Source organism: Kamptonema sp. UHCC 0994, assembly GCF_029167235.1.
GTDB lineage: Bacteria > Cyanobacteriota > Cyanobacteriia > Cyanobacteriales > Microcoleaceae > Kamptonema.
This window is the reverse complement of sequence record NZ_JARFTR010000291.1, coordinates 1-26,697: the sequence shown is the minus strand read 5'-3', so window position 1 is coordinate 26,697 and position 26,697 is coordinate 1. Positions and strand designations below refer to the sequence as shown.

General features: G+C 44.2%; 23 protein-coding genes. 17 read left to right on the top strand and 6 right to left on the bottom strand.

The window, feature by feature from the left end:
• Positions 1 to 703: 703 nt before the first annotated feature.
• Both PY364_RS26270 and PY364_RS26265 read left to right on the top strand, forming a co-directional pair.
• The gene (locus tag PY364_RS26270; RefSeq protein ID WP_275570660.1) at positions 704 to 1,984 is read left to right on the top strand and encodes a HetZ-related protein; all 1,281 of its coding nucleotides are present in this window, start codon (positions 704 to 706) and stop codon (positions 1,982 to 1,984) included.
• Positions 1,985 to 2,101: 117 nt separating this feature from the next.
• Entirely contained in the window at positions 2,102 to 2,815 is a 714-nt protein-coding gene (locus PY364_RS26265) for a PHP domain-containing protein (RefSeq protein ID WP_275570659.1), read from the top strand.
• Positions 2,816 to 2,929: 114 nt separating this feature from the next.
• On the opposite strand, the gene PY364_RS26260 is transcribed toward PY364_RS26265, so the two are convergent.
• Positions 2,930 to 3,370 carry a DUF4332 domain-containing protein gene (locus PY364_RS26260; RefSeq protein WP_275570658.1) on the bottom strand — a complete coding sequence of 147 codons (441 nt, stop codon included), beginning with the start codon at positions 3,368 to 3,370 and terminating at the stop codon, positions 2,930 to 2,932.
• Between the two features lie 232 nt (positions 3,371 to 3,602).
• On the opposite strand from PY364_RS26260, the gene PY364_RS26255 reads away from it, so the two are divergent.
• Complete coding sequence (locus tag PY364_RS26255; RefSeq protein WP_275570657.1) at positions 3,603 to 4,985, top strand: aminopeptidase P family protein; 1,383 nt, start codon at positions 3,603 to 3,605, stop codon at positions 4,983 to 4,985.
• 46 nt (positions 4,986 to 5,031) lie between these two features.
• On the opposite strand, the gene PY364_RS26250 is transcribed toward PY364_RS26255, so the two are convergent.
• Positions 5,032 to 6,366 (bottom strand): MFS transporter, encoded by a 1,335-nt coding sequence (locus PY364_RS26250; protein ID WP_275570656.1) that lies wholly within the window; start codon positions 6,364 to 6,366, stop codon positions 5,032 to 5,034.
• Between the two features lie 337 nt (positions 6,367 to 6,703).
• On the opposite strand from PY364_RS26250, the gene PY364_RS26245 reads away from it, so the two are divergent.
• Positions 6,704 to 8,320 carry a family 10 glycosylhydrolase gene (locus tag PY364_RS26245; RefSeq protein ID WP_275570655.1) on the top strand — a complete coding sequence of 539 codons (1,617 nt, stop codon included), beginning with the start codon at positions 6,704 to 6,706 and terminating at the stop codon, positions 8,318 to 8,320.
• A 179-nt stretch (positions 8,321 to 8,499) separates the two neighbouring features.
• The gene (locus tag PY364_RS26240) at positions 8,500 to 8,916 is read left to right on the top strand and encodes a hypothetical protein (protein ID WP_275570654.1); all 417 of its coding nucleotides are present in this window, start codon (positions 8,500 to 8,502) and stop codon (positions 8,914 to 8,916) included.
• A gap of 206 nt (positions 8,917 to 9,122) precedes the next feature.
• Here PY364_RS26240 and PY364_RS26235 read toward each other — a convergent pair whose 3' ends face one another.
• Entirely contained in the window at positions 9,123 to 11,330 is a 2,208-nt protein-coding gene (locus PY364_RS26235) for a serine/threonine-protein kinase (protein WP_275570661.1), read from the bottom strand.
• A gap of 207 nt (positions 11,331 to 11,537) precedes the next feature.
• Positions 11,538 to 13,883 carry a tetratricopeptide repeat protein gene (locus tag PY364_RS26230; RefSeq protein ID WP_275570653.1) on the bottom strand — a complete coding sequence of 782 codons (2,346 nt, stop codon included), beginning with the start codon at positions 13,881 to 13,883 and terminating at the stop codon, positions 11,538 to 11,540.
• Positions 13,884 to 13,987: 104 nt separating this feature from the next.
• On the opposite strand from PY364_RS26230, the gene PY364_RS26225 reads away from it, so the two are divergent.
• The 12 genes from PY364_RS26225 to PY364_RS26170 all read left to right on the top strand — a co-directional run bounded on the left by PY364_RS26225 (position 13,988) and on the right by PY364_RS26170 (position 23,365).
• Positions 13,988 to 14,152 (top strand): hypothetical protein, encoded by a 165-nt coding sequence (locus PY364_RS26225; RefSeq protein ID WP_275570652.1) that lies wholly within the window; start codon positions 13,988 to 13,990, stop codon positions 14,150 to 14,152.
• A gap of 7 nt (positions 14,153 to 14,159) precedes the next feature.
• Positions 14,160 to 14,312 (top strand): hypothetical protein, encoded by a 153-nt coding sequence (locus PY364_RS26220; RefSeq protein ID WP_275570651.1) that lies wholly within the window; start codon positions 14,160 to 14,162, stop codon positions 14,310 to 14,312.
• Positions 14,313 to 14,425: 113 nt separating this feature from the next.
• On the top strand, positions 14,426 to 15,439 hold the full coding sequence (locus PY364_RS26215) for an LD-carboxypeptidase (RefSeq protein WP_275570650.1): 1,014 nt from the start codon (positions 14,426 to 14,428) through the stop codon (positions 15,437 to 15,439).
• Between the two features lie 315 nt (positions 15,440 to 15,754).
• Positions 15,755 to 16,726 carry a hydroxymethylbilane synthase gene (hemC, locus tag PY364_RS26210; RefSeq protein ID WP_275570649.1) on the top strand — a complete coding sequence of 324 codons (972 nt, stop codon included), beginning with the start codon at positions 15,755 to 15,757 and terminating at the stop codon, positions 16,724 to 16,726.
• A 331-nt stretch (positions 16,727 to 17,057) separates the two neighbouring features.
• Positions 17,058 to 17,897, top strand: coding sequence for a serine protease (locus PY364_RS26205; protein ID WP_275570648.1), 840 nt, complete (start codon positions 17,058 to 17,060; stop codon positions 17,895 to 17,897).
• 330 nt (positions 17,898 to 18,227) lie between these two features.
• Complete coding sequence (locus tag PY364_RS26200) at positions 18,228 to 18,518, top strand: hypothetical protein (protein ID WP_275570647.1); 291 nt, start codon at positions 18,228 to 18,230, stop codon at positions 18,516 to 18,518.
• The gene (locus PY364_RS26195) at positions 18,518 to 18,808 is read left to right on the top strand and encodes a hypothetical protein (RefSeq protein WP_275570646.1); all 291 of its coding nucleotides are present in this window, start codon (positions 18,518 to 18,520) and stop codon (positions 18,806 to 18,808) included. Before PY364_RS26200 ends, PY364_RS26195 begins: the two co-directional genes overlap by 1 nt.
• A 604-nt stretch (positions 18,809 to 19,412) precedes the next feature.
• Positions 19,413 to 19,769 (top strand): STAS domain-containing protein, encoded by a 357-nt coding sequence (locus tag PY364_RS26190; RefSeq protein ID WP_275570645.1) that lies wholly within the window; start codon positions 19,413 to 19,415, stop codon positions 19,767 to 19,769.
• Between the two features lie 191 nt (positions 19,770 to 19,960).
• Positions 19,961 to 20,413 (top strand): ribonuclease III domain-containing protein, encoded by a 453-nt coding sequence (locus tag PY364_RS26185; RefSeq protein WP_275570644.1) that lies wholly within the window; start codon positions 19,961 to 19,963, stop codon positions 20,411 to 20,413.
• Between the two features lie 140 nt (positions 20,414 to 20,553).
• A complete protein-coding gene (gene rlmB / locus PY364_RS26180) occupies positions 20,554 to 21,639 on the top strand; it encodes a 23S rRNA (guanosine(2251)-2'-O)-methyltransferase RlmB (RefSeq protein WP_275570643.1) in 1,086 nt (361 codons plus the stop codon).
• 100 nt (positions 21,640 to 21,739) lie between these two features.
• Positions 21,740 to 22,954 carry an RNA-guided endonuclease TnpB family protein gene (locus tag PY364_RS26175; RefSeq protein ID WP_275570642.1) on the top strand — a complete coding sequence of 405 codons (1,215 nt, stop codon included), beginning with the start codon at positions 21,740 to 21,742 and terminating at the stop codon, positions 22,952 to 22,954.
• 129 nt (positions 22,955 to 23,083) lie between these two features.
• A complete protein-coding gene (locus tag PY364_RS26170) occupies positions 23,084 to 23,365 on the top strand; it encodes a DUF1816 domain-containing protein (protein WP_275570641.1) in 282 nt (93 codons plus the stop codon).
• Between the two features lie 146 nt (positions 23,366 to 23,511).
• On the opposite strand, the gene PY364_RS26165 is transcribed toward PY364_RS26170, so the two are convergent.
• Together PY364_RS26165 and PY364_RS26160 are read right to left on the bottom strand one after the other, a co-directional pair.
• Positions 23,512 to 25,563, bottom strand: a complete 2,052-nt coding sequence (locus tag PY364_RS26165; protein WP_275570640.1) for an iron uptake porin — start codon at positions 25,561 to 25,563, stop codon at positions 23,512 to 23,514.
• Positions 25,564 to 25,747: 184 nt separating this feature from the next.
• Positions 25,748 to 26,569 (bottom strand): alpha/beta hydrolase, encoded by an 822-nt coding sequence (locus tag PY364_RS26160; protein ID WP_275570639.1) that lies wholly within the window; start codon positions 26,567 to 26,569, stop codon positions 25,748 to 25,750.
• Positions 26,570 to 26,697 lie beyond the last annotated feature (128 nt).

The following is a 26,697-nucleotide window of genomic DNA, read 5'->3' as shown; positions in this document are numbered from 1 at the left end:
CCAAATTTGGGTTCTTAAAGGGTAAGTCAGATACCCACTACCCACTCGCTCATGTTAGAGTCTATGGCTACTTGTTTTACTTACGGTTTGCGACTGTCGGGTTTTTCACCAACCTTCGTTCGTTGCCTTAAAATAACAAACCTAAATCAGTTTGTCAAGACGAGTGGGCAGGATAAATTCGCGCTAGCCCTTTCATCCCTGGACTAAAGTCGAGCGAGTTTTCAGGGTATTTTTTATAACAACGAAGAAGCAAAAATAACAAAACCAAATTTTTCCCATCCCCTCATCTTTCCCATTCTCCCCCATTCTCCCCCCTCATTCCCCTCATCTCCCTTATCTCCCTCATCCCCCCATCTAGGGAACCAGTTCGCAGATCGTCTACTCTATGGAAGTATAGTAACCCCCACTTGACGGGCGGTTACTACACCTCTGATATAGCTCAAATTGCTGATGCAATAAGGGTTTAAGGCAATGAAACATAACTTGAGAGTGGTGACATTCCAGGTAGAGGGAATCAGCAAAATGTAGTTGCTTGAGAGAGTGGAACAGTAGCGTTACTCTTATCCTCTCTACCTCCCTAACATTCAAAGTGTAGAGAGTTGAATCAGGCAAGCGGATTCAAACCGCAAAGGACACCAGCATTCACCTCTATATCTTCTACCCTTTCCACTCAGTCTTTCAGTGCATTACCAGAGGTAAAACCATGTCTGTCAAGTTTGCTAACTCCCCCGCTACTAATAATTCTCCGATCGCTCCCATGCTGACAACTGTTGAAGAGGTTGCTCCCGTACACTCTACCAATTTGAATGCCGCTGAAAAGAGTTCTGAGCTAGGCTTTGATACAATTACTCTTGCGGATTTCATGCTCAAGGAATTGCAAGCAGCACTGAAATCAACGACCAGAAGCGCTCAAACGGTAGCAATGCGAATCGCTTTAGAGGTGGAACGGATTTGCCAAAAGAGCGATCGCATCCAAATTTCTGGTGATGTTCAATCTTGGCAGCTTACCTTAGCCCGTCACCGTTTACAAAAGTGCTTGGAATACTACCGCCTGGGTTCCAAACAGGGTCGCGTTGAGCTACACTCTCACCTGGCGGCGATGATTTACCGTCATGTTGCATCTTTCCGGGCTAACTTAAATTTCCAAGCTCGTTACAACATGATTGAAGACTTCCTGCAAGGATTCTACATCGAAGCTTTGAGAGCTTTTCGTCGGGAACACCAAATGGCGGCTGACTATACGCCGCGCACTCAGCTAGAATTAGCAGAGTATATGGCTTTCACTGAACAATATGCCAAACGTCAAATCGGTTTACCGGGACGTTCTCGCCAAAGATTGATTGTACTTCGGGCTCAGGGTTTTGCTAAGGGCCAACCTCCTGAAACTGCTTTAGATATTGAAATGGCGGTAGAATCAGGCAAGGGTGAAGAAGCAGAAGCTCACAGTCGTTCGGCAGCGATGCAGCAGGTGCGGGAACAGATGGTTTCTGAGTCTGTCGATCCAGCGGAGGCAGTGTTGCGCGATCGCGTGGTCTCGGAGTTGATAGAATATTTGCAATCTCAAGGTCAGTCTGAGTGTGTTGACTACCTGACTTTGAAGCTACAAGACCTCTCAGCTTCCGACATTGACAGGATTCTGGGTCTTTCTCCCCGCCAACGGGACTATCTACAACAACGTTTCAAGTACCATGTCGAAAAGTTTGCTCGTACCCAAAACTGGAAACTGGTACATGAATGGTTGGGTGCTGATTTGGATCAAAAGTTGGGTATGACTTCGGTACAGTGGGAAGCTTTCAAGGGGACGCTTTCAGAAGAACAGCTACAATTGCTGGAATTGAAGCGGAATCAGGAAAATGATAAGGCGATCGCATCTGCTCTTAAATGTAGTCCCAAACAAGTGCAAAAACGGTGGGCCCAACTGCTGGATATGGCTTCGCAGTGCCGCAATAGCAGCACTCCAGCAAATGTGGGTAACGTCAAATGAGTCTAGGCACTTTGTTTAACCCCCCCACGCGAGGGCGGGATTTCCCCGCCTTCCTCTCTACTGCTGTATCAAAAGAAATCCGATATATTAGACAAGGTTACTATTCACGGTGACGGTATGACTGTCAATCTTGCTCCGGTCTTAAATTCACAAAAGTCTGTTGCCCCGACTATGCTTGCACTTAAGGAAGTGTTTCAAAGCATTGATGCTGATAGCTGTCCGAGTGCTTACAATTTTCATATGCACACAGTTTACTCTGATGGGCAGTTACGGCCGGAGGCCTTGATGGAGTCTGCGATCGCGATCGGTTTGAAGGGGCTAGCTATTACTGACCATCATAGTATTAATGGCTTTTTTCAAGCTCAGATTTGGTTAGATCATTGGAAATTAAATAATTCTGATAGTAAATTAACATTACCTACTCTGTGGAGTGGCATAGAAATCAATGCGAATTTACTAAATATTGAAGTACATATTCTCGGCTATGCTTTCGATCCGCAAGATTCTAGTTTACAGCCTTATTTGCATGGTAAAGGTGCGATAGGGGATGCTTATCAAGCGGAAAATGTGATTAATGCGATTCATCAGGCTGGGGGTTTAGCAGTTTTGGCTCATCCTTGTCGTTATCGGATTTCAGCTAATAAGTTGGTTCCAGAGGCGGCGAGTTTTGGCATTGATGGAGTAGAGAGTTTTTATGCTTATGCTAATCCTAATCCTTGGTGTCCGAGTCCTAAGCAAACTTTAATTGTACAGGAACTTGCTGCTAATTGGGGTTTGTTTAATACTTGTGGGACTGATACTCATGGGCTTAATTTGTTGCAGAGACTTTAAATTAGGTAATGGGATAGCGATCGCCCCGCTGTGGATCGTTAAACAAATGTTAGCTGAACCGCAGGGGGAATCAGGAAACTCTGAACTCCTTTCTTTTATCCTTTCTTTTAATTGTTAACTGCATAGGATCTTCGCTTGTTGAATCCACTCTTGGGCTTTCTCAACAGAGGGACACAAATCGCGCCGCTGCATTGTCGCTACATAAAATCGTAAAATTTGTTGGTGTAGCCTGTGAATGGGAATTTCAGCCAACTGCTTCGCAGAGGCGACACCAGCGTGAAGCAAAAGCCCGCAATATTGACACCCCACACTAGGAATTCGAGCTAGATCCGCTAGAGCCACCCATTTGTTAAGATGTTGAACGTGAATTTGCAACTGGTTTGCTAGGGCCAATCTGCGATCGCTAGTTGTCGCTTTTTTGAGTAATTGTCCAGTAGTCGCAATACCGCACTCTTGCAATAGAGATTCATTCTGATGGCTCAATCCTGGCAATTGCGCGATCGGCCAATCAGTGATTTCCAGAAGAGTGCGGCGAGATTTTTGAGAAGTTCCCATAGATTTTGTAATTTATCGCAGAAGGAAGGAGGCAAGAAAAGACAATGGTTTCAGCAATTTGATATAAAATAGTCAGGGTAAAAGACCATAACTTATAGCAACCGCTTTCGTCGGTTAGGGGCTAGGGGCTAGGGGCTAGGGGCTAGGGAAAGAAGGGAATAGAATAAGCGAGTTTCAGTAACTCAGAAAGTCTTAACTGCCAAGAAGGTTGCCTTATTAACTACATTTTATCATGGAAATTTCCAAAAACTACGATTATCTAGCAACGGCACTCCGCCAGCGCCGGCAAAAACTAGCTACTTTAATTAATTTTCCCATAATTCTCTGGTCAGGTCGCAGTATTTCACGCAATTATCCAGCTAATACCTTCCCATTTCGGGCTAGCAGTCACTTCCTCTACTTTGCTGGTTTCCCTTTAGAAAATGCCGCCATTCATCTTCAATCTGGGAAATTAGAACTATTCATGGATAATGCACCTCCTAGTAGCACGCTCTGGCATGGAGAAATGCCGAAACGAGAGGAAATCGCCGAGAAAATAGGTGCTGATGCTGCTTTCCCAATGGCAGATTTGGAGTCTCGGATAGCGGGTGCTGCTACTATTCCAGTACAAGATTATTGTACCCTATTAAAACAGTCTCAAATTCTTAATCGCCCTCTGCCTCCAGCTCAATCTCCCGAAGGAATTGACTTAGAATTAACCAAGGCAATTATATCTCTGCGCCTCACCCATGATGCAGCAGCTTTAGCAGAATTACGTCAAGCTAGTGCTGTTACTGTAGAAGCTCACAAAGCAGGGATGAGAGCAACAGCCAGCGCTAAAACTGAAGCTAAAATTCGTGCTGCAATGGAAGGTTATATTATAGCACAAAATATGAGCTTTGCCTATCCTAGTATTGTAACTATACGAGGAGAAGTTTTGCATAACGAACAGTATCATCACCAGCTAAAAAGGGGAGATTTACTATTAGCGGATGTGGGTGCAGAAACAGCAATGGGATGGGCGGGTGATGTAACGCGCACTTGGCCTGTCTCTGGTAAATTTTCACCAACTCAGCGAGATATTTACGATCTAGTTTTGGCAGCTCACGATGCTTGTATTACTAAGATAGTTCCTGGGGTAGAATATCGAGATATTCATCTTTTAGCTGCTCGGATTATTGCTGAAGGATTGGTAGATTTAGGCATTTTACAGGGGAATCCTGATGATTTAGTAGAAATGGATGCCCACGCACTCTTTTTTGTTCATGGAATTGGGCATTTAATAGGTTTAGATGTTCATGACATGGAAGATTTTGGAGATTTAGCTGGGTATGAGGAAGGGAGAGTCAGAAGTAGCCGTTTTGGCTTAGGCTACTTGCGTCTCCATCGCACTTTAAAACCTGGAATGCTGGTATCAATTGAACCAGGCTTTTATCAAGTTCCGGGAATATTAAATAAGTTGGAAAATCGGTCAAAATATAAGGATATCGTGAATTGGGATAAGCTGAAAAAGTTTGCTGATGTCCGGGGAATTCGCATTGAAGATGATGTGTTTGTAACAGAAGAAGGAACAGAAGTTTTAACAGCTAAATTGCCTACTCATGCAGATGAAATTGAAAATTTAGTTAAAGGGTAATTGATGCAATTGTTAAAAGTAACGAGGTTTTCCCTACAGCTTATGATTATTTTGGATCTTCTAGGGGCAAAAAGAAAATCGTCAACATACCTGGTATTACAGCCAGCGAACTAAATAAGAAATAATGCTGATATCCTCCCAGCCAAGTCTGCAAATAACCGCTAAAAACTCCGGGAATTAACACGCCTGCTGCCATAAATGCTGTGGTAATTGCATAATGAGAAGCTTCATATTCAGGTCGAACTGTACGCATTAAAAACACAGTATAGGCTGCTACGCCAAGTCCATAGGTGAACTGTTCTATCGAGTTGACTGCATAAGCCCAAATAATGCTCGGTTGATACATTGCTAAAAGCCAATACAACACATTAGTTGAGTTTTGTAATATAGCAGTAGGCCACATCCATTTTTTTAACCCTTGTTTGGCGATTAAATATCCGCCAAGTAACCCTCCTATTAATAGAAAAATTACGCCGATAGTACCAGATAACAAACCCATTTCAGCCGTAGAAACTGCTAATCCTCCTTTCTGTATTGTATCCATTAAAAATGGAGGAGCCATTTTGAAAGTTAAGGCATCGCCTAGCCTAAAAATTAAGACATAGGTAACAATCCAACCTATTTTGTATTGAGTGAAATAGGTTCTAAATGCTTCAAAAAAGCTAGTTTTTTGGGTGGGTTCTTCTGAGGCTACCGCGTGGCTTTTTGGATAAGGCAAATACCACTGTTGAAATAGATAAATCATAATAAATATTATTCCCCCAATTCCAAAGGCTGTCGCCCATCCCAACTCTAAAGGATGAATATTAAAAGAGGAGCCAAGAAGCGAAAAGGAAATATCTTTATATACTTTAGCATCAGTAGGATTTCCAGGTATTAAATATTGCTCTGCCAGAGAACCCGCTAAGAATACTAATAGACCACTACCAGCAATAACTGCACCTCTGTAAGCGGTGTTGCGAACGCCGACAAATAGGGCTTGCTGGTCTTTATTTAGGGAGTTTAAATAAAATCCATCTATGGCGATATCGTGGGTAGCTGAAACAAATGCTATCATGGTAAAAATCACGAGTGATATTACCAGAGTTTGCGGCATTAACACGCCAAGTGCTAGCAAGAAAAATAGACAAGCACAAATGATTTCCGTGTTTAAAATCCACTGGCGTTTAGTTGAATATAAATCGACTATAGGGCCCCATAAACCTTTTAATACCCAGGGAAAAGACAAAAGGCTAGTTAAGCCAATTAATTCATTGCTGGCTCCCAGACCTTTTAAAAAAATGACTGACATTAGATTGACAACAGTGTAGGGAAACCCTTCGGCGAAATATAATATTGATACCCATAATCCAGGGTTACGCTTTTTTTCTGGTGCGACCATATTTTTTTACATCATTATCGGGTTAACTGACCTTATATTATGGATGATTTGATGTCAAATCCAAAGTTTTAGGAGCATCGTAATTTTTGCAAATATAGCGGTTCTCAAGTAAGTGAGGTACGTAGTTGGGCTTTAGCCCTCTTAATAAACTTGTAAGGTGGGCGATCGCCTAAACTATCTATAGCTATGAGTTATAAGCTTGAGACGGCGATCGCCCACCCTACGTTTAATTATGTCCATATATCGACAACAAGCCGAGATTGTGGGAAAATGTGAACCTGAAGTTCGCGTAATTAGTCTGTACTAGACAGTTGAACGCTCACACACACCTTTCCGAATGCGAAAATCTAAAACAGTCTTTTTGTCAAGTCTATTTTCAGTTGGCTTAGCGATCGCTTTTCTGCTGACTCCGCAGTGGTTGTCTAATTGGTTTCCATCCCCTGCTGCGATCGCACTCCCCCCCCAAACACAAACATCAGAATTTCGAGGGTTTTGGGTGGATGCTTTTAATCCTGGGTTCAAGACACCGCAAGAGGTGACAAAATTAATTGCGGATGCGAAACGGGCGAATGCGAATGCGATCGTTGCTCAAGTGCGCCGTCGCGGGGATGCTTTTTACGCTAGCAGCATTGAGCCACGAGCGAAAGATCCTAATGTGGCGGCGGGTTTTGACCCTTTGCAAGATTTGATCGCCAAGGCGCACGCAGCAGGTTTACAGGTTCACGCTTGGATGGTGACGCTACCAGTTACGGGAAGCACTAGCAACGATCCTTCTCATGTTTGGCAAAAACATGGCCCTAATGCGCCTGGCCGCGATAATTGGGCAATGTTTACTTACGATGGTCAATCCCAAGGTTATCTCGATCCTGGCCATCCTGACGCAGTAGATTACACGGTTTCGGTTTATCTAGATTTGCTGAAACGGTACGATGTTGACGGGGTGCAATTGGATTATGTGCGCTACGGCGGGCCGGATTGGGGTTATAATCCGACTGCGATCGCGCGGTTTAATCAACAGATGAAACGCACGGGTACGCCTAAGCCAAGCGATAGCGTTTGGATGCAGTGGCGGCGCGATCAGGTGACAAATTTGGTGCGTAAGCTTTATGTACAAAGCCTTGCGATTAAGCCGCAGGTGAAGATTTCGGCGGCGACGATCGCCTGGGGAAATGGGCCGAAAAAAGATGAGGATTGGTATCAAACCCAGCCTTACAAAGAGGTTTTGCAGGATTGGCGCGGCTGGCTGGAAGAGGGTATTGTTGATATGGCGATGCCGATGACTTACCAGCGGGAGTACAATGCTCGGCAGAAACAGGCTTATGATGATTGGATTGAGTTTGCGAAAAATCACCAGTACAATCGCTACACTGCGATCGGGCCTGGAAATTATCTCAATTACATTGAAGACGCTTTAGCTCAGATTCGCCGCGCTGGGCAGCCTTCTGCGAAGGGGAATTACACGCATGGGATAGCGCTGTATTCCTATGCTAGCAGCAATGTCTACACTAATGGCGACTTGCGATCGAGCGGTGGAGGAAGTGTGCCCCGCCAGCCTTGGAAGTATGTATCGCAGAGCAATGATTGGTTCTACAATGCGCTTTCACAGCCGAGTAAGTATGTGGATGTGGCGACGGGTAAGACTTATGAGACTCAGCCTGTTTGGGCTAATCCTGTGGCTGTTCCCGATTTTCCTTGGAAGTCGCATCCGACTACAGGCGCGATCGCGGGTACGTTGCGGATGTGTTCCCCAAGTTGCGATTCTGTCACCTTGACATTGCAGCCGATTGATGGTACGGGTCAGCGACGGACAATTCGCACGGATGGTAAGGGATGGTTTGGTGCGATCGCGCTGACTCCGGGTACTTATCAGTTAAAGGTTGATGGTGGGAAATTGGAGCAGACTATTAATGTTAGTGCTGGTCAAGTAACCAATGTCAATTTTGGTAACAGCTAAGCATTAGCTGTTTGTAGGTGCGTTCAGAGGCAAGGATAGATGAATAAAATCAGGATCTAGGCTTCTGATGCACCCCACTTTAATATTAACTTACGAAGGCACTTGCACCTCTTGCCAAACAATCCCATGATAGTTAATCATGATTTTGATGATTGTTTCATTCTTGTAAATCAACTAATATGCGATCGCTCCCCTTGACTCTTGCTCTCATGTGTTTAGCCACCCCCGCTGTTGCCACAACCTGCGAAGAAAGCTTTCAAAAAAAAGGGGACTTTTTGAATGGTGCCGCCTTTTCTGCGCGTGTTCAGGTTGAAGGATTATCGATAGAAAGAGCCTTTTCCCAATTACGACCCATTTTAGCCCGCGAGAGCATCAAGACTATCAGCACCGATGTGAGCGCAGGTGTAATGAAAGCTGAAAATCCCGCAACAGCATTTCAGCGTGCTTTGCCAATTGATGTGTTTGCCTCAATGGATGGCAACCTATTAACTGTCGAGATGATCTTTACCATTCCGAGTGGCGTGGGTGCAAGTAGGGATACCGTGAAGCGATACTTGTGTGGTGCGCTCAATCAATTGTTGCCCAAAAGTAAGTAGAGAGATTAGTCATGAAGATTAAAGCGATTATCTGGCAAGAAGATAGCCTATGGTGCGGCTCAGTTCGGCTCCTTGTTTACTTGGGCGTGGGAAGAATTATTTCAAGGCGTTAATTATTTTCGGAGAGCGCTTGGTTTAGTCGTGCTTATTGGCGCGATCGCGTCAAGAATTTTATAGTCATTATGTTTACCAATTACCAATTACCATCATTTAGCATCACCCCCTGGTTTAAGCTGATCGATCTGAAATTGTGCATCCCTATAACCCCCAGGCCGCCCTTGATCTAAATACAATTTTCCAGCTTTTTCAAAATCACTAATCGCCCCTGGTTTATCTCCCAAAACACGGCGCACAGTCCCTCTACCAGAATAAGCAGCCGCAAAATTAGGATTAAGGCGAATTGCCTGTACATAATCCGCGATCGCACCGTCATAATTTTTCATATCATACTGAATTTTAGCTCGATTAGCATAAGCTTCAGCATCGTTAGGATTAAGCCCAATCGCCGCCGTATAATCTGCAACCGCGCCCTCCTTATCCCCCGCCGCAGAGTGAGCCAAACCCCTATTGCTGTAAGCATTATCATTTTTTGGATTCACCTTAATCGCCTGAGAACAATCATCAATTGCTTTCTGATAATCTTTCAAATTCATGTAAGCAATACAGCGATTATTATAAGGAACAGAATCTTGAGAATTAAGCGCGATCGCCTGAGAACAATCATCAATAGCCGCTTGATATGCCCCTAAATTTAACTGCGTACTGCACCTATTAGCATAAGCATCTACGCTCTTAGAATCAATCCGAATCACCTGAGAGTAATCCGCCAAAGCACCTTTATAATCCCCTAAATGAAACCTAGCTCTCCCCCGACTATAATAAGCGTCAATATTGCTCGGTTCCAGGCGAATTGCTTCAGTATAATCTCCCATAGCCCCCTGCAAATCTCCGCCAGCAGCCCGTGCCATTCCCCGCGAATGGTGAGCTTTAGCGAGATTAGGCTGCAACCGAATTACTTCAGTAAAATCCTTAATAGCCACCGGATAATCTTGCAAGTCCAAATAAGCAAGTCCGCGTTCATAATAAGCATCAGGATCGTTAGGCTGGAGTTTCAATACCTGAGTAAAATCTTCGATCGCACCTTGCCGATCCTTACTCTCAAAACGGGTTAAACCTCTGTTAAAATAAGCTTTGACATAGTTAGGATCTAAAGCGATCGCTTGGCTGTAATCCGCGATCGCAACTTCATAATTTTTCAAGTCATAATTAGCATTCGCCCGCTTGTAAAAAACCTCTGCACTCTTTGGATCTAGCTGGATCGACTTGTTAAAAGCCGCGATCGCCCCCGCCGCATCTCCTAGCTGCGACTTTTCCACGCCGCGATCGAAATATTCCTTAGCTTTTACCGGATTAGGACGGTTAAAAAAAATGAGTAACCACACCAGCGCGATCGCCGCCCCAATTCCTAATAACACCAACCACAGCCGAGAATCTAGACGCGGTAGCGATCGCGTACCCGACATCCCCATCTGAGTAGTAAAATTAGCCTGTTGCTCCCCATCTCTAGTATCTTGTCGATTGTTGAGTTTTCTCAACGCCGCCAACACTTCCCTCGCCGACCGATAGCGCTTCCCAAAATGGTGATGAACCATTTTATCAAGAATATTCGCCAAGGCTGTAGAACATTGAGCGCGATTTCGCCAAATCATTCCCCCCGTATGAGAAGGATGAGGATCTTGCAATTTCGGCAAATCTGTTCCCGGTAAACCCGTAATCGCTTGAATACCCATCATCCCCACCGCATAAAGATCGCTATTAAATTGCGGATTTCCTTGGAATTGTTCAATCGGCATATAAGAAGGAGTCCCAGTAGCAATTGTCCGGGGAATTTCCCCCGGAAAATTAGCAATTTGAGTGCTAACTTCCTTCACCGATCCGAAGTCAATTAAAACTAACTTACTATCAGGTTTGCGCCGAATTAAATTTGACGGATTAACATCTCGGTGAATCACGCCTTGATCGTGAACAAAAGCCAAAATTTCTAATATCTCCTCTAACAAAGATAACACTTGCTCTTCAGTCCAAGGCCGACCAGGCAAAATTTCCTTTGTTAACGGATGACCTGGAACAAATTCTTCAACTAAGTAAAACTGATTTCCCTCTTCAAAGTAAGCTAATAAAAATGGAATTTGATTATGTCTCCCCAACTTTTCTAAGATTTCTGCTTCTTGCTTAAATAAGCGCTGAGCAGTTTTAAGAATAGTAGAAGTATTACTAGGAGGTCGCAGTTGCTTAACCACACATTGAGGATGGCCTGGCCGACGAGTATCCGCCGCCATATAAGTTTGTCCAAAAGCCCCAGAACTAAGGATTTGAACAATGCGGTAACGTCCATCCAAAAGTTGACCAATCATGTTCATAAGGGTAATGGGTAATGGGTAATGGGTAATGGGTAATTGCTAGTTGCTAATTGCTAATTGCTAATTGCTAATTGCTAATTGCTAATTGCTAATTTGACAACGGATTCGGCAACAGATTTAACCTACACGCGATTCAGTTAACAGTTATCAGTTATCAGTTATCAGTTAACAGTTATCAGTTAACAGTTAACAGTTAACAATTCAGGGGCTAATCTGTGCCTGTGCATTTTTGTAGGCATCTGCCCTACCTTGCTCCAGAAATAACGTTGCAGCCTTCTGAAAATCTTCATTTGCTCCTGAACTATCTTTCAGTTCCCGGCGGATAATTGCCCGACTATAATAAGCCGTAGCATTATTAGGATTGAGGCGGATTGACTGAGCAAAATCCTCAATTGCGGAAGCATAATTTTTGATTTCCGAGTAGACAATACCACGATTGCTGTAAGCAACTGCATCGCTAGGATTAAGCCGAATTGCTTGAGAGAAATCCTCAATAGCCCCCTGTTTGTCTCCAATGGCAGAACGAGCCAAACCTCGGTTGCTGTAAGCTTTAGGATTATTCCCATTAATCCCAATAGTCAAGCTACAATCTTCAGCCGCTTTCTGATAATCTCCTAAATTAACACGAGCGATACACCGATTATTGTAAGCCTCAGCATCTTTAGGGTCAAGGGCAATTGCTTGAGTGCAATCTTCAATCGCTTTATCGTAAGTTGCCAGATTCACATAAGCACTGCAACGGTTGGTATAAGCATCAGCTTGGTTGGGATCTAATGTAATTGCTTGGCTGAAATCTTCCATTGCTCCTTTATAGTCTGCCAGATTAAATCTCGCTCGACCTCGGCTGTAGTAAATGCTGGCTTGTTTTGGGTTAAGTTCAATTGCTTGGGTAAAATCTGACATTGCTCCTTGTTTGTCGCCAGCGGCGGAACGAGCTAATCCTCTATTGCTATAAGATTTAGCATCGTTAGGATTAAGGCGAATTGCTTGAGTGTAATCCTCAATAGCAGTTTTGTGATCTCCCAATTTGTAATAACCAAAACCTCGCTCAAGATAAGCCTCTGCATCGTTGGGATTGAGCCGAATTACTTGGGTAAAATCCTGAACGGCGCTGCGTCTATCTTCTACATCGCTGTAGACTAGACCTCGGTTGTAGTAGGCTTTAACGTTGCTGGGATCGACTTGAATAGCTTGGGTATAATCCTGAATTGCTTGTTGGTATGCTCCTAAATCGTAGTGAGTATTAGCTCGTTTGTAATAAGCTTCTGTATCCTTAGAATTGAGCTCTATTGCTTGGGTGTAATCTGCGATCGCACCTGCTTTATCTCCTTGTTTTGCTTTTTGAACGCCGCGTTCGTAAAATTCTTTTGCTCTCGCGGGAGCTTGCCATTGCCAGAAGTAGATTATTCCCGCTGCTAGGATTAAAGCGCTTGCGATACCAGCGAACAGAAAGTAAATAATTTTGTGGGGTTGCTTCTGTACTGGTTGATTCATAGCAGGACTAGCAATTGTTTGCGGTGGAGGAGAAACCTGAGAGGGGGAAATAATTTCTCTGAGAGCAGATAAAACTTCGGCGGCAGATTGATAGCGATCGCCAACAGGTAATATCATTTTATCGATCGTGTCTGCTAGGGCGGCTGAGCAAGAGGTGCGATCGCGATCGAGGATTTTATCTGTGCCGACATCCGATTTTAGCTTTTGCAATTCCAGAGCCGACAATCCCATTAACCCCTGGACAACAATCATCCCCAGACTATAAATATCACTGTTAAACTGCGGGTTGCCTTGGGACTGTTCGATCGGCGTGTAAATAGAAGCTTCAGTGGCCAACCGCCGCCGCGAGTCCTTGGCATTGGGAACTTTCTTCTCCTCCTTGGTAAGGAGAACCCTCCTCTGTTCCTCTTCTTTCTGGGAACTTCCCTCTTCCTCCTTGGTAAGGGAGGAAGTAAATTTAGAGTGGCGATCGCCATTCGAGTTTGAAGCGACAGAGGCAGACGTTTCGGGTACTGGTACGGAATTAGACAAGGGATTTACAGAATTAGACAAGGGATTAATTTCTTTGTCTAACCGAAAACCAATCAAAACTAACTTGCCATCTGACTGTCGCCGGATTAAATGGTCGGGTTGAATGTTGCGATGGATGACCCCGTTCTCGTGTACAAAGGTTAAAATCTCTAAAACTTCTTCTAAAACGGCGATCGCTTGTTCTTCCGTCCAGGGTTTCCCCCCTGTCACTTCACCAGTTAGAGGTTCTCCGACAATTAGTTCTTCGACTAAATATAAATTTTGATTTTCTTCAAAATAGGCTAATAGCGACGGAATTTTGTCGTTTTTTCCCAATTTTTCGATAATCTCTGCTTTTCTTTGAAATATGACTTTGATGATTTGGGGCGTTTCCAAACTTTTGCCCGGAATTTTGAGCTCTCTGACGACACATTGGGGATAACCTGGGCGGCGAGTATCCGCTGCCAGATAAGTTTTTCCCAAGCTATTTGAGCCAATGACTTTAATAATGCGGTAACGTCTATCTACAAGTTGGCCAATCATGTCATACCCCCAGCCCTATTAATGCTTGATTGTGGCACAGAATGAGGCTAGCAGGGGCAAAAAACTAGGGAGTTTTAAGCTTTGGATGGGAAAGCCGGAAGGTAGTGGTTGCTGAAATAGGGATTGGCGATCGCGATCGGAAGGAAGAAGGAAGAAGGAAGAAGGAAGAAGGAAGAGGGAAGAAGGAAGAAGGAAGAAGGAAGAAGGAAGAAGGAAGAAGGAAGAAGGAAGAGGGAAGAGGGAAGAAGGCTTTATTCTATCTAGGGTAGAAGGAAAATGCAGTCAAATCAATGGTTTCAGCAATTGAAAACCTTGATTATACCTTGCGGTTGCTATAGCTTAACCATTGTCTGTGCGATCGCTACTCCTGAAGAGCTTGACAAACTTGGTGCGATCGAAGTCAACTGGCAGAGTGACAACCAGACCTGAAACCCCGTCAGAGAAAAACTTGTAACTGTTAACTGTTAACTGTTAACTGTTAACTGTTAACTGTTAACTGTTAACTGTTAACTTTAGTCCTGGCAACATTAATTTCAACAATTATGGCACTATCTCGCCGCCAATTGATCGCAAATTTTGGACTGGCTGCAATTGCTACCCAGTTACCATCGGCCGCCCAAACTAATCCCTATCCACAATCGATTATCAAGCCACCACGCCTCAATGTAAATGACACTATCGGCTTGATAAATCCCGCCGCCTTCAGTTATCCCGAAGAAATCGAACCTATTAAGCAAATTTTATCTCAACTAGGATTAAAAGTTAAATTAGGAACACATATTTTTGACCGTTACGGTTATTTAGGAGGAAAAGATGCCGACCGCGCTGCCGATGTCAATGCCATGTTTGCCGATTCATCAGTCCAGGCAATTCTCACAGTACAAGGCGGATGGGGTTGCAATCGCATTTTACCACTGTTAGACTACCAATTAATCAGAAATCATCCTAAAATTATCATGGGATTCAGCGATATTACTTCTTTGCTGTTAGCGATTTATGCCAGAAGTGGGGTTATTACTTTTCACGGCCCCGTAGGCATATCAACTTGGAGTCAATTTACAATAAATTATGTCAAGCAAATTTTATTTAATACTCAAGCAATTACCTTCCAAAACTCTAGTCAAATTAGAGTACAAACCATCACACCGGGCAAAAGCAGAGGTAAATTAGTCGGTGGTAATTTATCAGTATTAGCTGCAATGGTAGGTTCCATTTACCTCCCAAATTGCGAAAATAGTATTTTATTTGTTGAAGAAGTTGGAGAAGAAGTTTATCGCATAGACAGGATGCTAACACAATTGAAACTAGCGGGGATTTTAGATAGAATTTCTGGTTTTATTTTTGGTCAGTGTATCAAGTGTGAACCAGAACAACCGAATGAGTCGCTAACATTAGAACAAATGTTATTTGAACACATACACCCCTTGAATATTCCCGCCTGGTATGGTTCAATGATCGGTCACGTTCGGGATATATTTACTTTACCTGTCGGAGCAGAAGTTGAAATTGATGCCGTTGCTGGTACTATTAAATTGTTAGATTCTGCCGTAACTTAATAGCAAACTATAGGAGATTTTGCTCTCAGTCCTTTATTTCGGCGTGAGTGGTCGAGTGTCTATGAAGCTATTCCTCATTTGGCCTCAGCATCGCGATCGCCAGCTTAGCGTGGTGCATCACACGGTGGCGACTGGGAAAAGGACAGCAATAAACTATAATTTGTAACGCCGCCCTCTGGGCGGTGATTGTAACGCCCAGAGGGCCGCATTAAACTAGCAATCTTTAACTCCTGTAAACGTCTTCTATATAGAAGGCCCCACCTACGGTAGTCTAGATCGAGTGACTCTATTGGCACTTTTGACGCGATCGCTCTTATGTCTCCAACCACATCCGCACCCACACGCACCGTCCGCATCGGTTCCCGCAAAAGCCAACTCGCCCTCGTCCAAACCTACTGGGTGCAAGAACAGCTACAGCAACGTTTCCCCGAATGCACCTTTGAAGTGCACACCATGTCCACCCAAGGCGACAAAATCCTCGATGTCCCTCTCGCCAAAATTGGAGACAAAGGACTCTTTACCAAAGAGCTCGAAGTGGGAATGCTCAGTAACGAAACCGACTTCGCCGTACACTCTCTCAAAGACTTACCCACAAACTTACCCGAAGGCTTAATATTGGGATGCGTCAGCGAACGGGAAAACCCCGCCGACGCTCTCGTAGTCCACGCAAATCATCAAGACAAACAACTCGAAACCCTTCCCGCAGGCGCAGTCATCGGCACATCTTCCCTGCGACGACTCGCCCAACTACGGCATCACTTCCCCCACCTCGAATTTAAAGATATTCGAGGCAATCTCAACACCAGACTCGCTAAACTTGACGAAGGCGAATACGATGCCATCATCTTAGCAGTAGCCGGATTGCAAAGATTGGGAATGGGCGATCGCGTCCACCAAATCATCTCTCCAGAAATCTCCCTCCACGCCGTTGGACAAGGAGCCCTCGGCATCGAATGTCGCGCCGGAGACGACGAGATATTAGAATTGATTAAAGCCCTCGAACATACCGAAACTGCCCAGCGTTGTTATGCCGAACGCGCATTTTTGCGAGAATTAGAAGGCGGATGTCAAGTTCCCATCGGTGTTAATACCAAAATCGAAGGCGACCAACTAACCTTAACAGGATTAGTAGCCAGTCTCGATGGTCAGCGATTAATCAAAGATACCGTCACAGGTGCAGCCGCCACCGCCGAACTGTTAGGAATCGACCTCGCCCACCGCTTACGACAACAGGGAGCACAGGAAATCTTAGAAGAAATCTTTGCCCTAGTTAATCGCGGTTCCTGATAGCAATCAGAGTTCAATGTTCATTGCTAATAGCTAATAGCTAATGGGAAGAAAAAACAATTACAGGAATTATGCGAAAATACCATTTTCTGTCATTGCAAGGGACATTTTCCGTCATTGTGCAAGGGATATTTTCTGTCATTGCGAGCTCCGCGAAGCAATCCCAATTTGTCATTGTGCAAGGGATATTTTCTGTCATTGCGAGCTCCGCGAAGCAATCCCAATCTGTTAAGTTTTCGCTAGCAGTTCTTAATTCCAGTATTAGCTATTAGCTTTCGCTCCATAACCAATTACCAATAAATAACATATCTCAATCGAGGGAAAACAAAAAATGAATGATATAGAAATGGAAGAAAAATTTCAGTTAAAACCATCAAAATCTAAGGCAATTTATCGCCAGATGCAGGAAGCTCGTACCACCTTGCGCCAGCAATTAAACGAGCTAAAAACCCAATCAGGAAAAATATCAGCTTCCGTTGAGAAAGTCTTGGAGTCCGTCGTTTCAGTTTACGTTGTCAATTGGGATACAGAAGAAAAAATCGCTATCGGTAGCGGCTTTTTTGTCGGCCCCGATGTCATAGTCACCAATTATCACATTGTCGCAGACATTACAGAGGAAGATACCCTCTATGAAGAAGACGAAAGCGAAATGATTTTAGTACAAACTCCCAACGAGCAACTAAGAATCGCAGAAGTAGTTTTCACTGGTAATTCAGACGAAGATTTAGCTATTTTATTCATCACCGATTTTATCCTCGATCGTGAAACCGGTGAAGAGGTAGAACTACCCCAAGAATATCCTCCCGTCACCTTATCTTTTGAAGCTAAAGAGGGAGAGCAAGTTATTACTGTTGGCTATCCTTTGGGTGAGAGCGATTCGACAGTAAATCGAGGTACAATTAGCAATATTTTCGTATCACAAAAATCTGGGGGAGATGAGGAAATAGAGGTCATTACTGAAGTTAAAGTGCTGCAAACAGATGCAGCTATTAATCGCGGTAACTCTGGTGGCCCGTTGATTAATCTTGCGGGTAATGTGGTAGGCATAAATACTTGGGGATGGGACGAAAAGAAAGATATGAACTTAGCGATATCTTCCGAAATTTTAGCTGACTTTTTAGATCGATTTGAAGAACTTTATGAGGATGATTGGGAAGATAATTTAGAATAGGTAATGGCTAATGGCTAATGGCTAATGGCTAATGGCTAAAGTGAATAAATTTGCTAGTAGCCACAAGGGAACTAATGAAGTTTATCTTTCGTCATTGGTTCTCGGTGGTAAAATTTCGTCCCGTTGTTGAAAAATTGGAGCAAGTTATAGCAACCGCCAAGACGGTTACAACCTTCTTAATTGAATAACTTCTGTTTGTGAACTTTGATTACAATCTAATTTAGTTAAGACATGGCTAAGAAACGCAATCGAAATATATTCGGATTTTGGCAACGATCGTGTTAAAATCGAACTAAGCAAGGATTTATCAGAATTTTAGGAAAAGGCTTTATGTTAGCGAACGAAAAATTCCGGTTTATTAAAGCACCTGTGAAAACAGATGACCAAGGTTGCTTAAGTCTGGAGTTGGAAACGAAGGCGACAGAGTACCGCGTTCTCAGTAATGATGATGGACAAATCTTGCTAGACCCAATGGAAAATATTCCTGAGTACGAGCGGTGGCTGTGGCGGAATCAAGAGGCCCTTGCGTCTGTGCTGCGTGGACTTGAACAGGCGGCGGTAGGTGAGGTTCACTATTTGGGGGACTTCGCTGATTATGCAGATTTGGAGATTGATGATTAATGAATTTCCGGCTCCAATTTTCAACTGAGGCGAAAATCTGTTTAGCTAATCTTCAAGAACATGATTTTAAGAAGTACAATAAGGTGAGGAAAACGCTGGGATTGATGGCAAATAATTTGCGTCATCCCGGTCTTAACAGTCACAAGTTTGAGGCTCTGTCTGGCCCTGATGGCGAGGAGATTTTTGAGGCTTATGTTGAGAATAAAACGCCGGGAGCTTTTCGGGTTTTTTGGTATTATGGGCCGGGTCAGGGACAGATTACGGTTGTTGCAATTACACCTCATCTGTGAGTAGCGATTGCTCTTAAGTCCAATACAACAATTTAAGTTTTAGGAATTAAGAACATCCTAACCGTCTTAGCTAAACAGACGGGAATCCCCACACTATACCCCTTTGGTTAGTGTGGGATGAAAGGCGTGTGAGATGAGGATTCCATCTGTTCACAATCTCAAAGCATAGCTTTGAGCAGTGGGTGGGTGGATGACGAGACGAACAAAATAATCTTTGAATTGTTCAATGATTTTATGTTAAATTAAGACTAATTGATGGTAGATCGCGATATTGATACTGCGATTAACCTAAAAAGACTGGGGTTGGACATTTCCCTCAGTATAAAACGCCGTAGTGGGAATCTCTCTGTAGTAGGAGAACAGTACCGCGAAGGAAATCTTGCATACCCTTTATCGGGCTGCTAGGAAGCCCACATCATAGCTGTACTCAGCTTGATGTGGGAGTATGTCACAAAAAGCTTAATAAGCAGAGAGCCTCCCAAACCCCTATAAAAAGGAACTAATAAAATTCGACATTGCGCCAGTAGACAAAAGATAAAAAAACACCTACAATAGAGCCTCGACTTAAGCACTATCTTGCTAGGAGGATGTCATTCCTGAGCCATTGACCCTGACCGTTAGCCTCAGAGGCACTCGCGACATCAGGGATAACTATCAGCTATTTCGCCTGACAGGATTACTGGATGCTTTTTCGGAAGCGACCTTTAGAAAAGTCCTGGACAAGTGTATTGAGGAAGGCCCAAAGCACGTGATTTTGGACTTGTCTCAAATAGACTTTGTTGACAGTTCGGGTTTGGGTGCACTTGTGCAGTTAGTCAAGAAAGCCCAAACTTTTGAAGGCACATTACAAATTGTCTCGAATCCCCGCGTGACTCAGACTGTTAAACTGGTTCGCTTAGAGAAGTTTTTGTCTTTGCAACCTTCAGTAGAGGAGGCGGCGAAAACTGTCAAGGAGACTTGATAATACAGGGGATTAATTTGGCTATCCGGTTCTTAGTGCTGGATAGCACATTTTTGTTGCTTTGCTGTAAAATAGCAATGGCGAAAATTTAAAGATGAAAAAGGCTGTGCGATCGCTGTATAGCTACCGAAGTAGTTAAAAAAGCAAGTGATTAAAGAAAAAAGGTTTTGCGGAAGTCTTAAAACAAAAGTATGTCACCGATTGCAGACGATCAGCCAAAGCTGAGTCCGGTGGATATGAGCTTGAACTTGTTGCATCTGGAGGCGGGAAAACTTGGGGAAATAGAAAGGATTTCACCCGCATCGTGGGCTTATCTGGGAGATGCAGTCTATGAGCTGTTCGTCAGGATATCCTACATAGTGCCGCCGAAGCGATCTCAAGATTATCACGAGCTAGTGGTAGCGCAGGTGCGAGCAGAAACTCAGGCTCGGCACTTGCGATCGCTTTCCCCCCACTTAAGCATCAAAGAATTAGAAATTGTCAAGAGAGGCCGCAATGCTACTGACCGTCGTCCGAAGCGGCTCGATCCCGAAATTTATCAACAGGCTACCAGCTTGGAAACGTTGGTGGGATATTTATACCTCACCGATCCCCAGAGATTAGCTCAATTGCTGGTGCTCCTAGAACTTGACTCAAGTTGCTAATTGCTAATTGCTAATTGCTAATTGCTAATTGCTAATTGCTAATTGCTAATTGCTAATTGCTAATTGGGAAAAAGCCTCCCCCGCTCCCCTGCTCCCCCGCTCCCCCGCTCCCACTCCCACTCCTCATTGTCTTTTTAAAGATGAAAAAACCTTCTAGACCGAACCTACAACGCAAACAGTCTGATAGTAAGCCTTTAAATCTAAAGGGTCGCTATTTGGACGATAAACCGGCTCCCCGCGTCGAGCTAAAATCTCGTTCAGGGAATAGTAGTGTAACAGGGCCGATCAAGCGATCGCCCCACACTGCTCAATCTCACGAACTCCCCATGCCTGTTGTCTCTAAAAGAGGCATAGTTAGAGGTGCCAATAGACCAGAAATAGTAGCAAAGAGCCATATTAAAGATAGCGGCCCCGTTGACGAAACCGCCGCTAATTTTTCAGACGAAGAAACAGAGCTAATTTACGGTCGCCATAGCGTCCAGGCCGCTCTAGAAAAAGAGCGAACTCTCAACCGGATCTGGATTACCCCCCAACTTAGATACGATCCCCGGTTTCATAGCTTGGTCAATCAAGCTAAAGCTAATGGCAGCATTGTTGACGAAGTTGACTTCCGGCGGCTAGATCAAATTACCGATCGCGCTATTCACCAAGGTATAGCTGCTCAAGTCTCTGCTTATGACTACAAAGAACTCAGCGAGTTGATTGCTCACGCTAAATCTGCTTCCGAGCAACCAGTGCTGGTAGTGGCTGAGGGTCTAAACGATCCCCACAACTTAGGAGCGATCGTTCGGACAGCAGAAGCTCTGGGATCGCAGGGAATGGTGATTCCGCAGCGGCGAGCAGTGGGAATTACAGCTACAGTCAGAAAAGTAGCCGCAGGAGCTTTAGAAAATTTCCCAGTCGCAAGAGTGGTCAACCTCAGCCGCGCTTTAGAAGAATTGAAAGCAGCCGGTTTTTGGATCTATGGCACTGCTACCAAGGAGGGCAAAGCCATACACACAGTACAGTTTACTGGTAAGTTGGCTCGACCAGTAGTTTTAGTCGTAGGCAGCGAAGGTGACGGTTTGAGTCTTTTGATACAGCGCTGCTGCGATGAATTGGTTTCAATTCCATTAAGGGGTAACACTCCGAGCCTCAATGTCTCAGTAGCTACTGGCATGGCTCTATATGAGATTTATCGTCAGCGCGGTCAATTAGGTTTCACCTTAATCAACAATCAGGGGTAACAACTGTTGACGAAAATCTACCTAAATCTACCTAAATCTACCTAAAAGTCGATGCTCTCATCACCTAATGAGTAGAGTGCTGCAAAAACTTTAACCAGATATGTACGCCATCAAACTCGAACTCAAACTGAATAATAAGGAACGTACCTTGATGGCGCGACATTCTGGTTATGCTAGATTTTGTTACAACTACGCCTTAGCTCTTTACCAAGAAGTAAAAAGTCTCCCAGGTGGTACCAGCAAAAAAGTAACTGCCATCGAAAGAGTTTTCACCAACCATGTCAAGAAACTGCCAGAATATCAATGGACTAATACCCTATCTTCTAGGGTTTACAAAATGACATTCAGGCATTTTAATGAGGCTTTATCTCGTTTCTTTAAAGGATTAGGAGAGTTCCCTAAATTCAAAAGAAAAAAAGATGGTGATTCATTCACCGTAGATGCTGCTGATTGGAACCACTCGGTTTTATTGACAGCCAACAAATCAATCAAGATTCCTACCCTGGGAACATTTCGACTTAAAGAATCCATTCCATTCCCTTGCGTAGCGCAGACATTTACTATCTCTCGCACGGCGGATAAATGGTATGTATCCTTTGCTATTAAAGCCGAAAAAATCCCACCAATGTTTCATCCCGTTGCTCAACCAGTGGGAATTGACTTAGGAGTATCAACATTTGCTACTCTTTCTGATGACAATTCTTACGAGTCTCCCCGTCCACTCAAAAGAGCGAAAATCAAGCTGAGTAAGTCACAGTGGAGAAATCGGCAAAAGCAATTGGGCAACAGAAGGTTAGGTGTAAAAGCCTCAAAGAATGCTCATAAACACTATCGTAGAATCGCTAAGATTCACGCCAAAACTGCCAATCAACGCCGCGATTTCTTACAGAAAACTACGACAGAAATTAGCCAAAAATATGCCCACATTCGCATCGAAGATTTGAATGTGAGCGGGATGATTGCTAATCACAAGTTGGCGGCAGCTATTTCCGATTGTGGTTTCTATGAATTTCGCCGTCAGTTGGAATATAAGTCTTCTATGTATGGCACAAAAGTTGAGCTAGTTGATAGATGGTTTCCCTCTTCTAAAACCTGCTCAAATTGTGGCCATGTTCAATCAATGCCATTAAAGGAACGAGTTTTTAATTGTGGCGGCTGTAATTTGTTAATTAATCGCGATCTAAACGCAGCCATCAATTTGTCTCGTTGTTCGGAGAAAGTAAGACGAGCTCAGTCTGAAGTTACGCCTGTGGACAAGAAGGAGCCGACTCCCTTGGTAGAAGCAGGAAGTGAACATCGAATCTGCCGTAGGTAGATTTGAGTAGGTTTCATGGAGCGGTGATTGAAAAAAGAAATGCAACAAAGTATAACAAAGTGTAAAGAACTAAGGCTCTTTGAGATCCGGTAGCACCCTCGAAAAAATCAGCAAATTGATACAAGAATCATGAAAGAACTCTTAATTAGCTTGCTCAACTTCTTTGGATTGGCCTGGTGGGTCGAAGTCGTAACTGCGACTCCGCGCTGCACCTACTACTTTGGCCCTTTCCTAACGACTGTGGAGGCTAAGGCCGCCAAAATTGGTTACATTGAGGATTTGGAAAATGAAGGGGCTCTAGGCATCACTGCGTCGATTAAACGCTGCAAACCAGCTAATTTGACGATCGCAGATGACTTGGGAAAGATTGGTGATCTGGGGGGGTGGCCAGTATTTAGCGGCCAGTCCTAACAATCAGGACTTACGACTTTTGAGGTAAAACCGTCCTGGCGATATCTTTACCGTCGGGACGGTGCAGTTACAAACAATTGTGCGTAAAGTCAGCATCAGGATTTTCCTCACCTTCGTTTGAGAGTGGGGAAAATTTTTGATCCATCTTAAAAATAGAACGATAAGACAATAGTCCCGATCCAGATGTCATTATTGGCGCTATTATGTTCTGGGTTGAAGATGGTAACAAAACCTGGGGTAAGGTAAATGCTTTTGTCGTCAGTCACCGGGATGGAAAAGTAGGCTTCAAGGTGATAGGATGTGTCGCGATCGCGCCGACCACTTATATCATTGTCTGTTAATTTTGGGGGCATCCCGAACACGAATCCAAAAAAGCCACCCTCTCGGATCACATCTTTGAGTAAAATTCCCGTAGCCCAATACCAGATATTGGCATTTGCTCCGGCGGAACCATTCAAATCACTACGACGAGGCGAAGACTCAGCGGTAGCGTTAATGTAGCCACCCCAAAGTCCCACTCCAAATTGCTTAGTAATATCCCAACCGAGTTCAAGGCTAAATATATCAGCAGACGTGGGAGTATTTGCGCCAAATGGGAACTGAGCAAACTGGCTGCCAGTAGGCCCAGTAACCTGTGGGTTGGGGGAATAGGTGTGACCATACATCGCAGAAATCGCCAAGCTTCTGTCGAAGGGTCTCCAGGTTAACTCAGCCGCTGCTCCATATCCGCCGTTAAATAATCCAAAATTGTTATCAGCAATACTGTTGGCTACATAGACAGCAGAAACATTAATCTTGTTATTGATGTCATAATTGACCTTAACTCCGCCACCAGAGGAGAACAGGAAGAAGGGGTTGCCTGTCCCAAACGCAGAAATAGTTCCGGCATAGTTGATATTGGGAAGATCGGCGAATGATACTCCTTTAGGCCCGATCGTTACCTGAGCGCTATTGCCTATAGGAAATTGATACTTTAATCGGCCTAGTACCACAAGCCCACCTGTATTGCGATCAGTACCACCAAGAGTTTTTAAGCCAAAATCCAATAGGGTCATATCTGTGCCGGTTACATTGGCACCAAAGGCTTCGAGACTTCCAGCTACAAGATCGGCGATTAAGCTATCTCGACCTGTAAAACTGGTATTCAAAGTCAGAATGACACTTCCTCCCAATACCACGCTGTCACTTAAGTCTTCAGAAGGTCTTTGGCCAGAAGAGACAGCTTGTCGATCGCCAAAGGCCCTGGTCGTAGCAAACTCGACTCGACCAGTGAGTTTGGTTGTGGTAGAAAATTGGTTTGCTTCTAATTCAGCGGTTCGAGCTTCCAAAGTATCAACTCGTCCCCGGAGTGTTGCTAATTCGGCGGCAAAGTCTTCTTGTAGGCGTTGTAATGCGAGTAAGTCTTCTTTCGTGGCTAAATTGCTAGTTCCCCCTGCAATTAGGCGATTAACTTGGTCTAAACAAGCATTTAAACCAGCGGCAAATTCGTAGCGAGTTAAAGCTCTGTTACCGCGAAATGTACCGTCGGGATAGCCAGCTATGCAGCCGTAGCGTTCTACTAAAGATTGCAATGCTTGAAATGCCCAGTCTGTGGGTTGCACATCGGATAACTGAGACACGGAGGTTACTTGATCCATCGCCCAATTTACCGCTGGGTCTAGTATTTGTTGTTTTTCGGATTTAGCTGGGCTTGAGGGTACTTCTGAGAGTTCAGATACTCGAGCGATCGCCTCTCGATCTGCACTCGGTGCCAGGTTTACGATTGGCGGTGGTTCGGAGTCTGAGTTGCCCTTGGGTATCTCTAATAGTTGATGTACTGGAGCGATCGCTCCTAGAAGCTGAGGGTTTGAAGGGTTAGAATTCTCTTCCCTGGATAATTCTGAGTTTTTGCTAAAAGTCTGCCCTGCGATCGCATCAGCGTCACCTAGCAATATTGTGTTGGAGGTAGAAGGAGTTGTCTGGTTAGGTAGAGCAATTTGGTTGGATATTTCAGAAGTTAAATCGGGGTCTCCTTTATCTGTTGGAGTTTGCTTTGTGTGGTCGGAATAGTTCTCTGAGGAAGCAGATAGTGATTTAGTCTTGTTTGTTTCCATTGGCTCTGATGGAGACTCGTTTTGAGCTTGGGCTGGCGATAATATCACCAAGTTGAGACCAAATATCAGCCATGTGAACAAAGACGCACCTTTTAATCGTTTCATCATCAAATTCCTCACATAAACATAGAAGTCAATTTTTGACCTGTTTGATACAACTTTACTTGAGCTTGGTCAAAAATAATAATTTTAGTTAGGCCAATACTTCGGACACTTTTTAATGGGCAACGGTAGAATGTGGGTTTTGGACTCCAAGATTGCTGCGTAGGCGTAGCCAGCACTTCCTATGTCAGTTACTTTCCCAGGAGTGGCTGTCAATCCAATGGTCAATGTCAGCGAGTAATTGGTCTGGTATTTCCCAAGGGAAAAGATGGGCTGTATTGGGGTAACAGTGCCACTGAGCATCTTTGAGGTGACGGGCTGTTTCTAAGCTTGACTCAGAGGTGATGTGACGATCGGCTTCACCTGCCAGGATTAAGCAGGGACATTGAATCTGAGACAATTCAGGTAATCGGTTGTATCCAGCTCTGAGGGCTTTACTTAGTGCTCCATTGGCGGCGCTAGATGTCTGTAAGTAGGCTGGAGTGGCATCGGAGGCTAAGTATCGGTAGGTTGTGGCTGTGTGTTGCTGGATTAGATATCTGAAGAGCGATCGTTTAGCAAAGGTATTTATATTCCACTGCCAACTGGGGATTAACCAGTTGATTATTCCGGCGATACCAGTGTAAAGATAATCATCCCATGCGATCGCGGGATGATTTCCTCTCGGTCTAGCAGCGGTAGCTACTAAAATTAGCCCCGTAACTCGCTGTGGGTAGCGGATTGCCAATTCGAGGGCTAAAATTCCTCCGAGTGACCATCCGAGTACCAAACACTGCTGAATGCCAAATCTATCTAGGAGTGCTTCGAGGTCGGCGAGGTGGTCTTCCATGTCAAAATTTTCAGTAGTATGGCTGTTACCGTAGCCGCGCAAGTCGGGGGAAAATGTCTGGAAACGCTGAGATAGGCGATCGGTAAAAACGGACATACATTGACCGGAACCGGGATGGCCATGCAGACAAAGTATAGGAAAGCCTTTGCCTTTGACATTAACGTTAAGTTGTAGTGTCATAAAATCTAATAGGGTAATTGGTAATTGGTAATTGGTAATTGGTAATTGGTAATTGGTAATTGGTAATTGGATTTTTTATCCTTGCTAAAAAAGCGAAGTAATTCGTAACGCCGCCCTCTGGGCGGTGA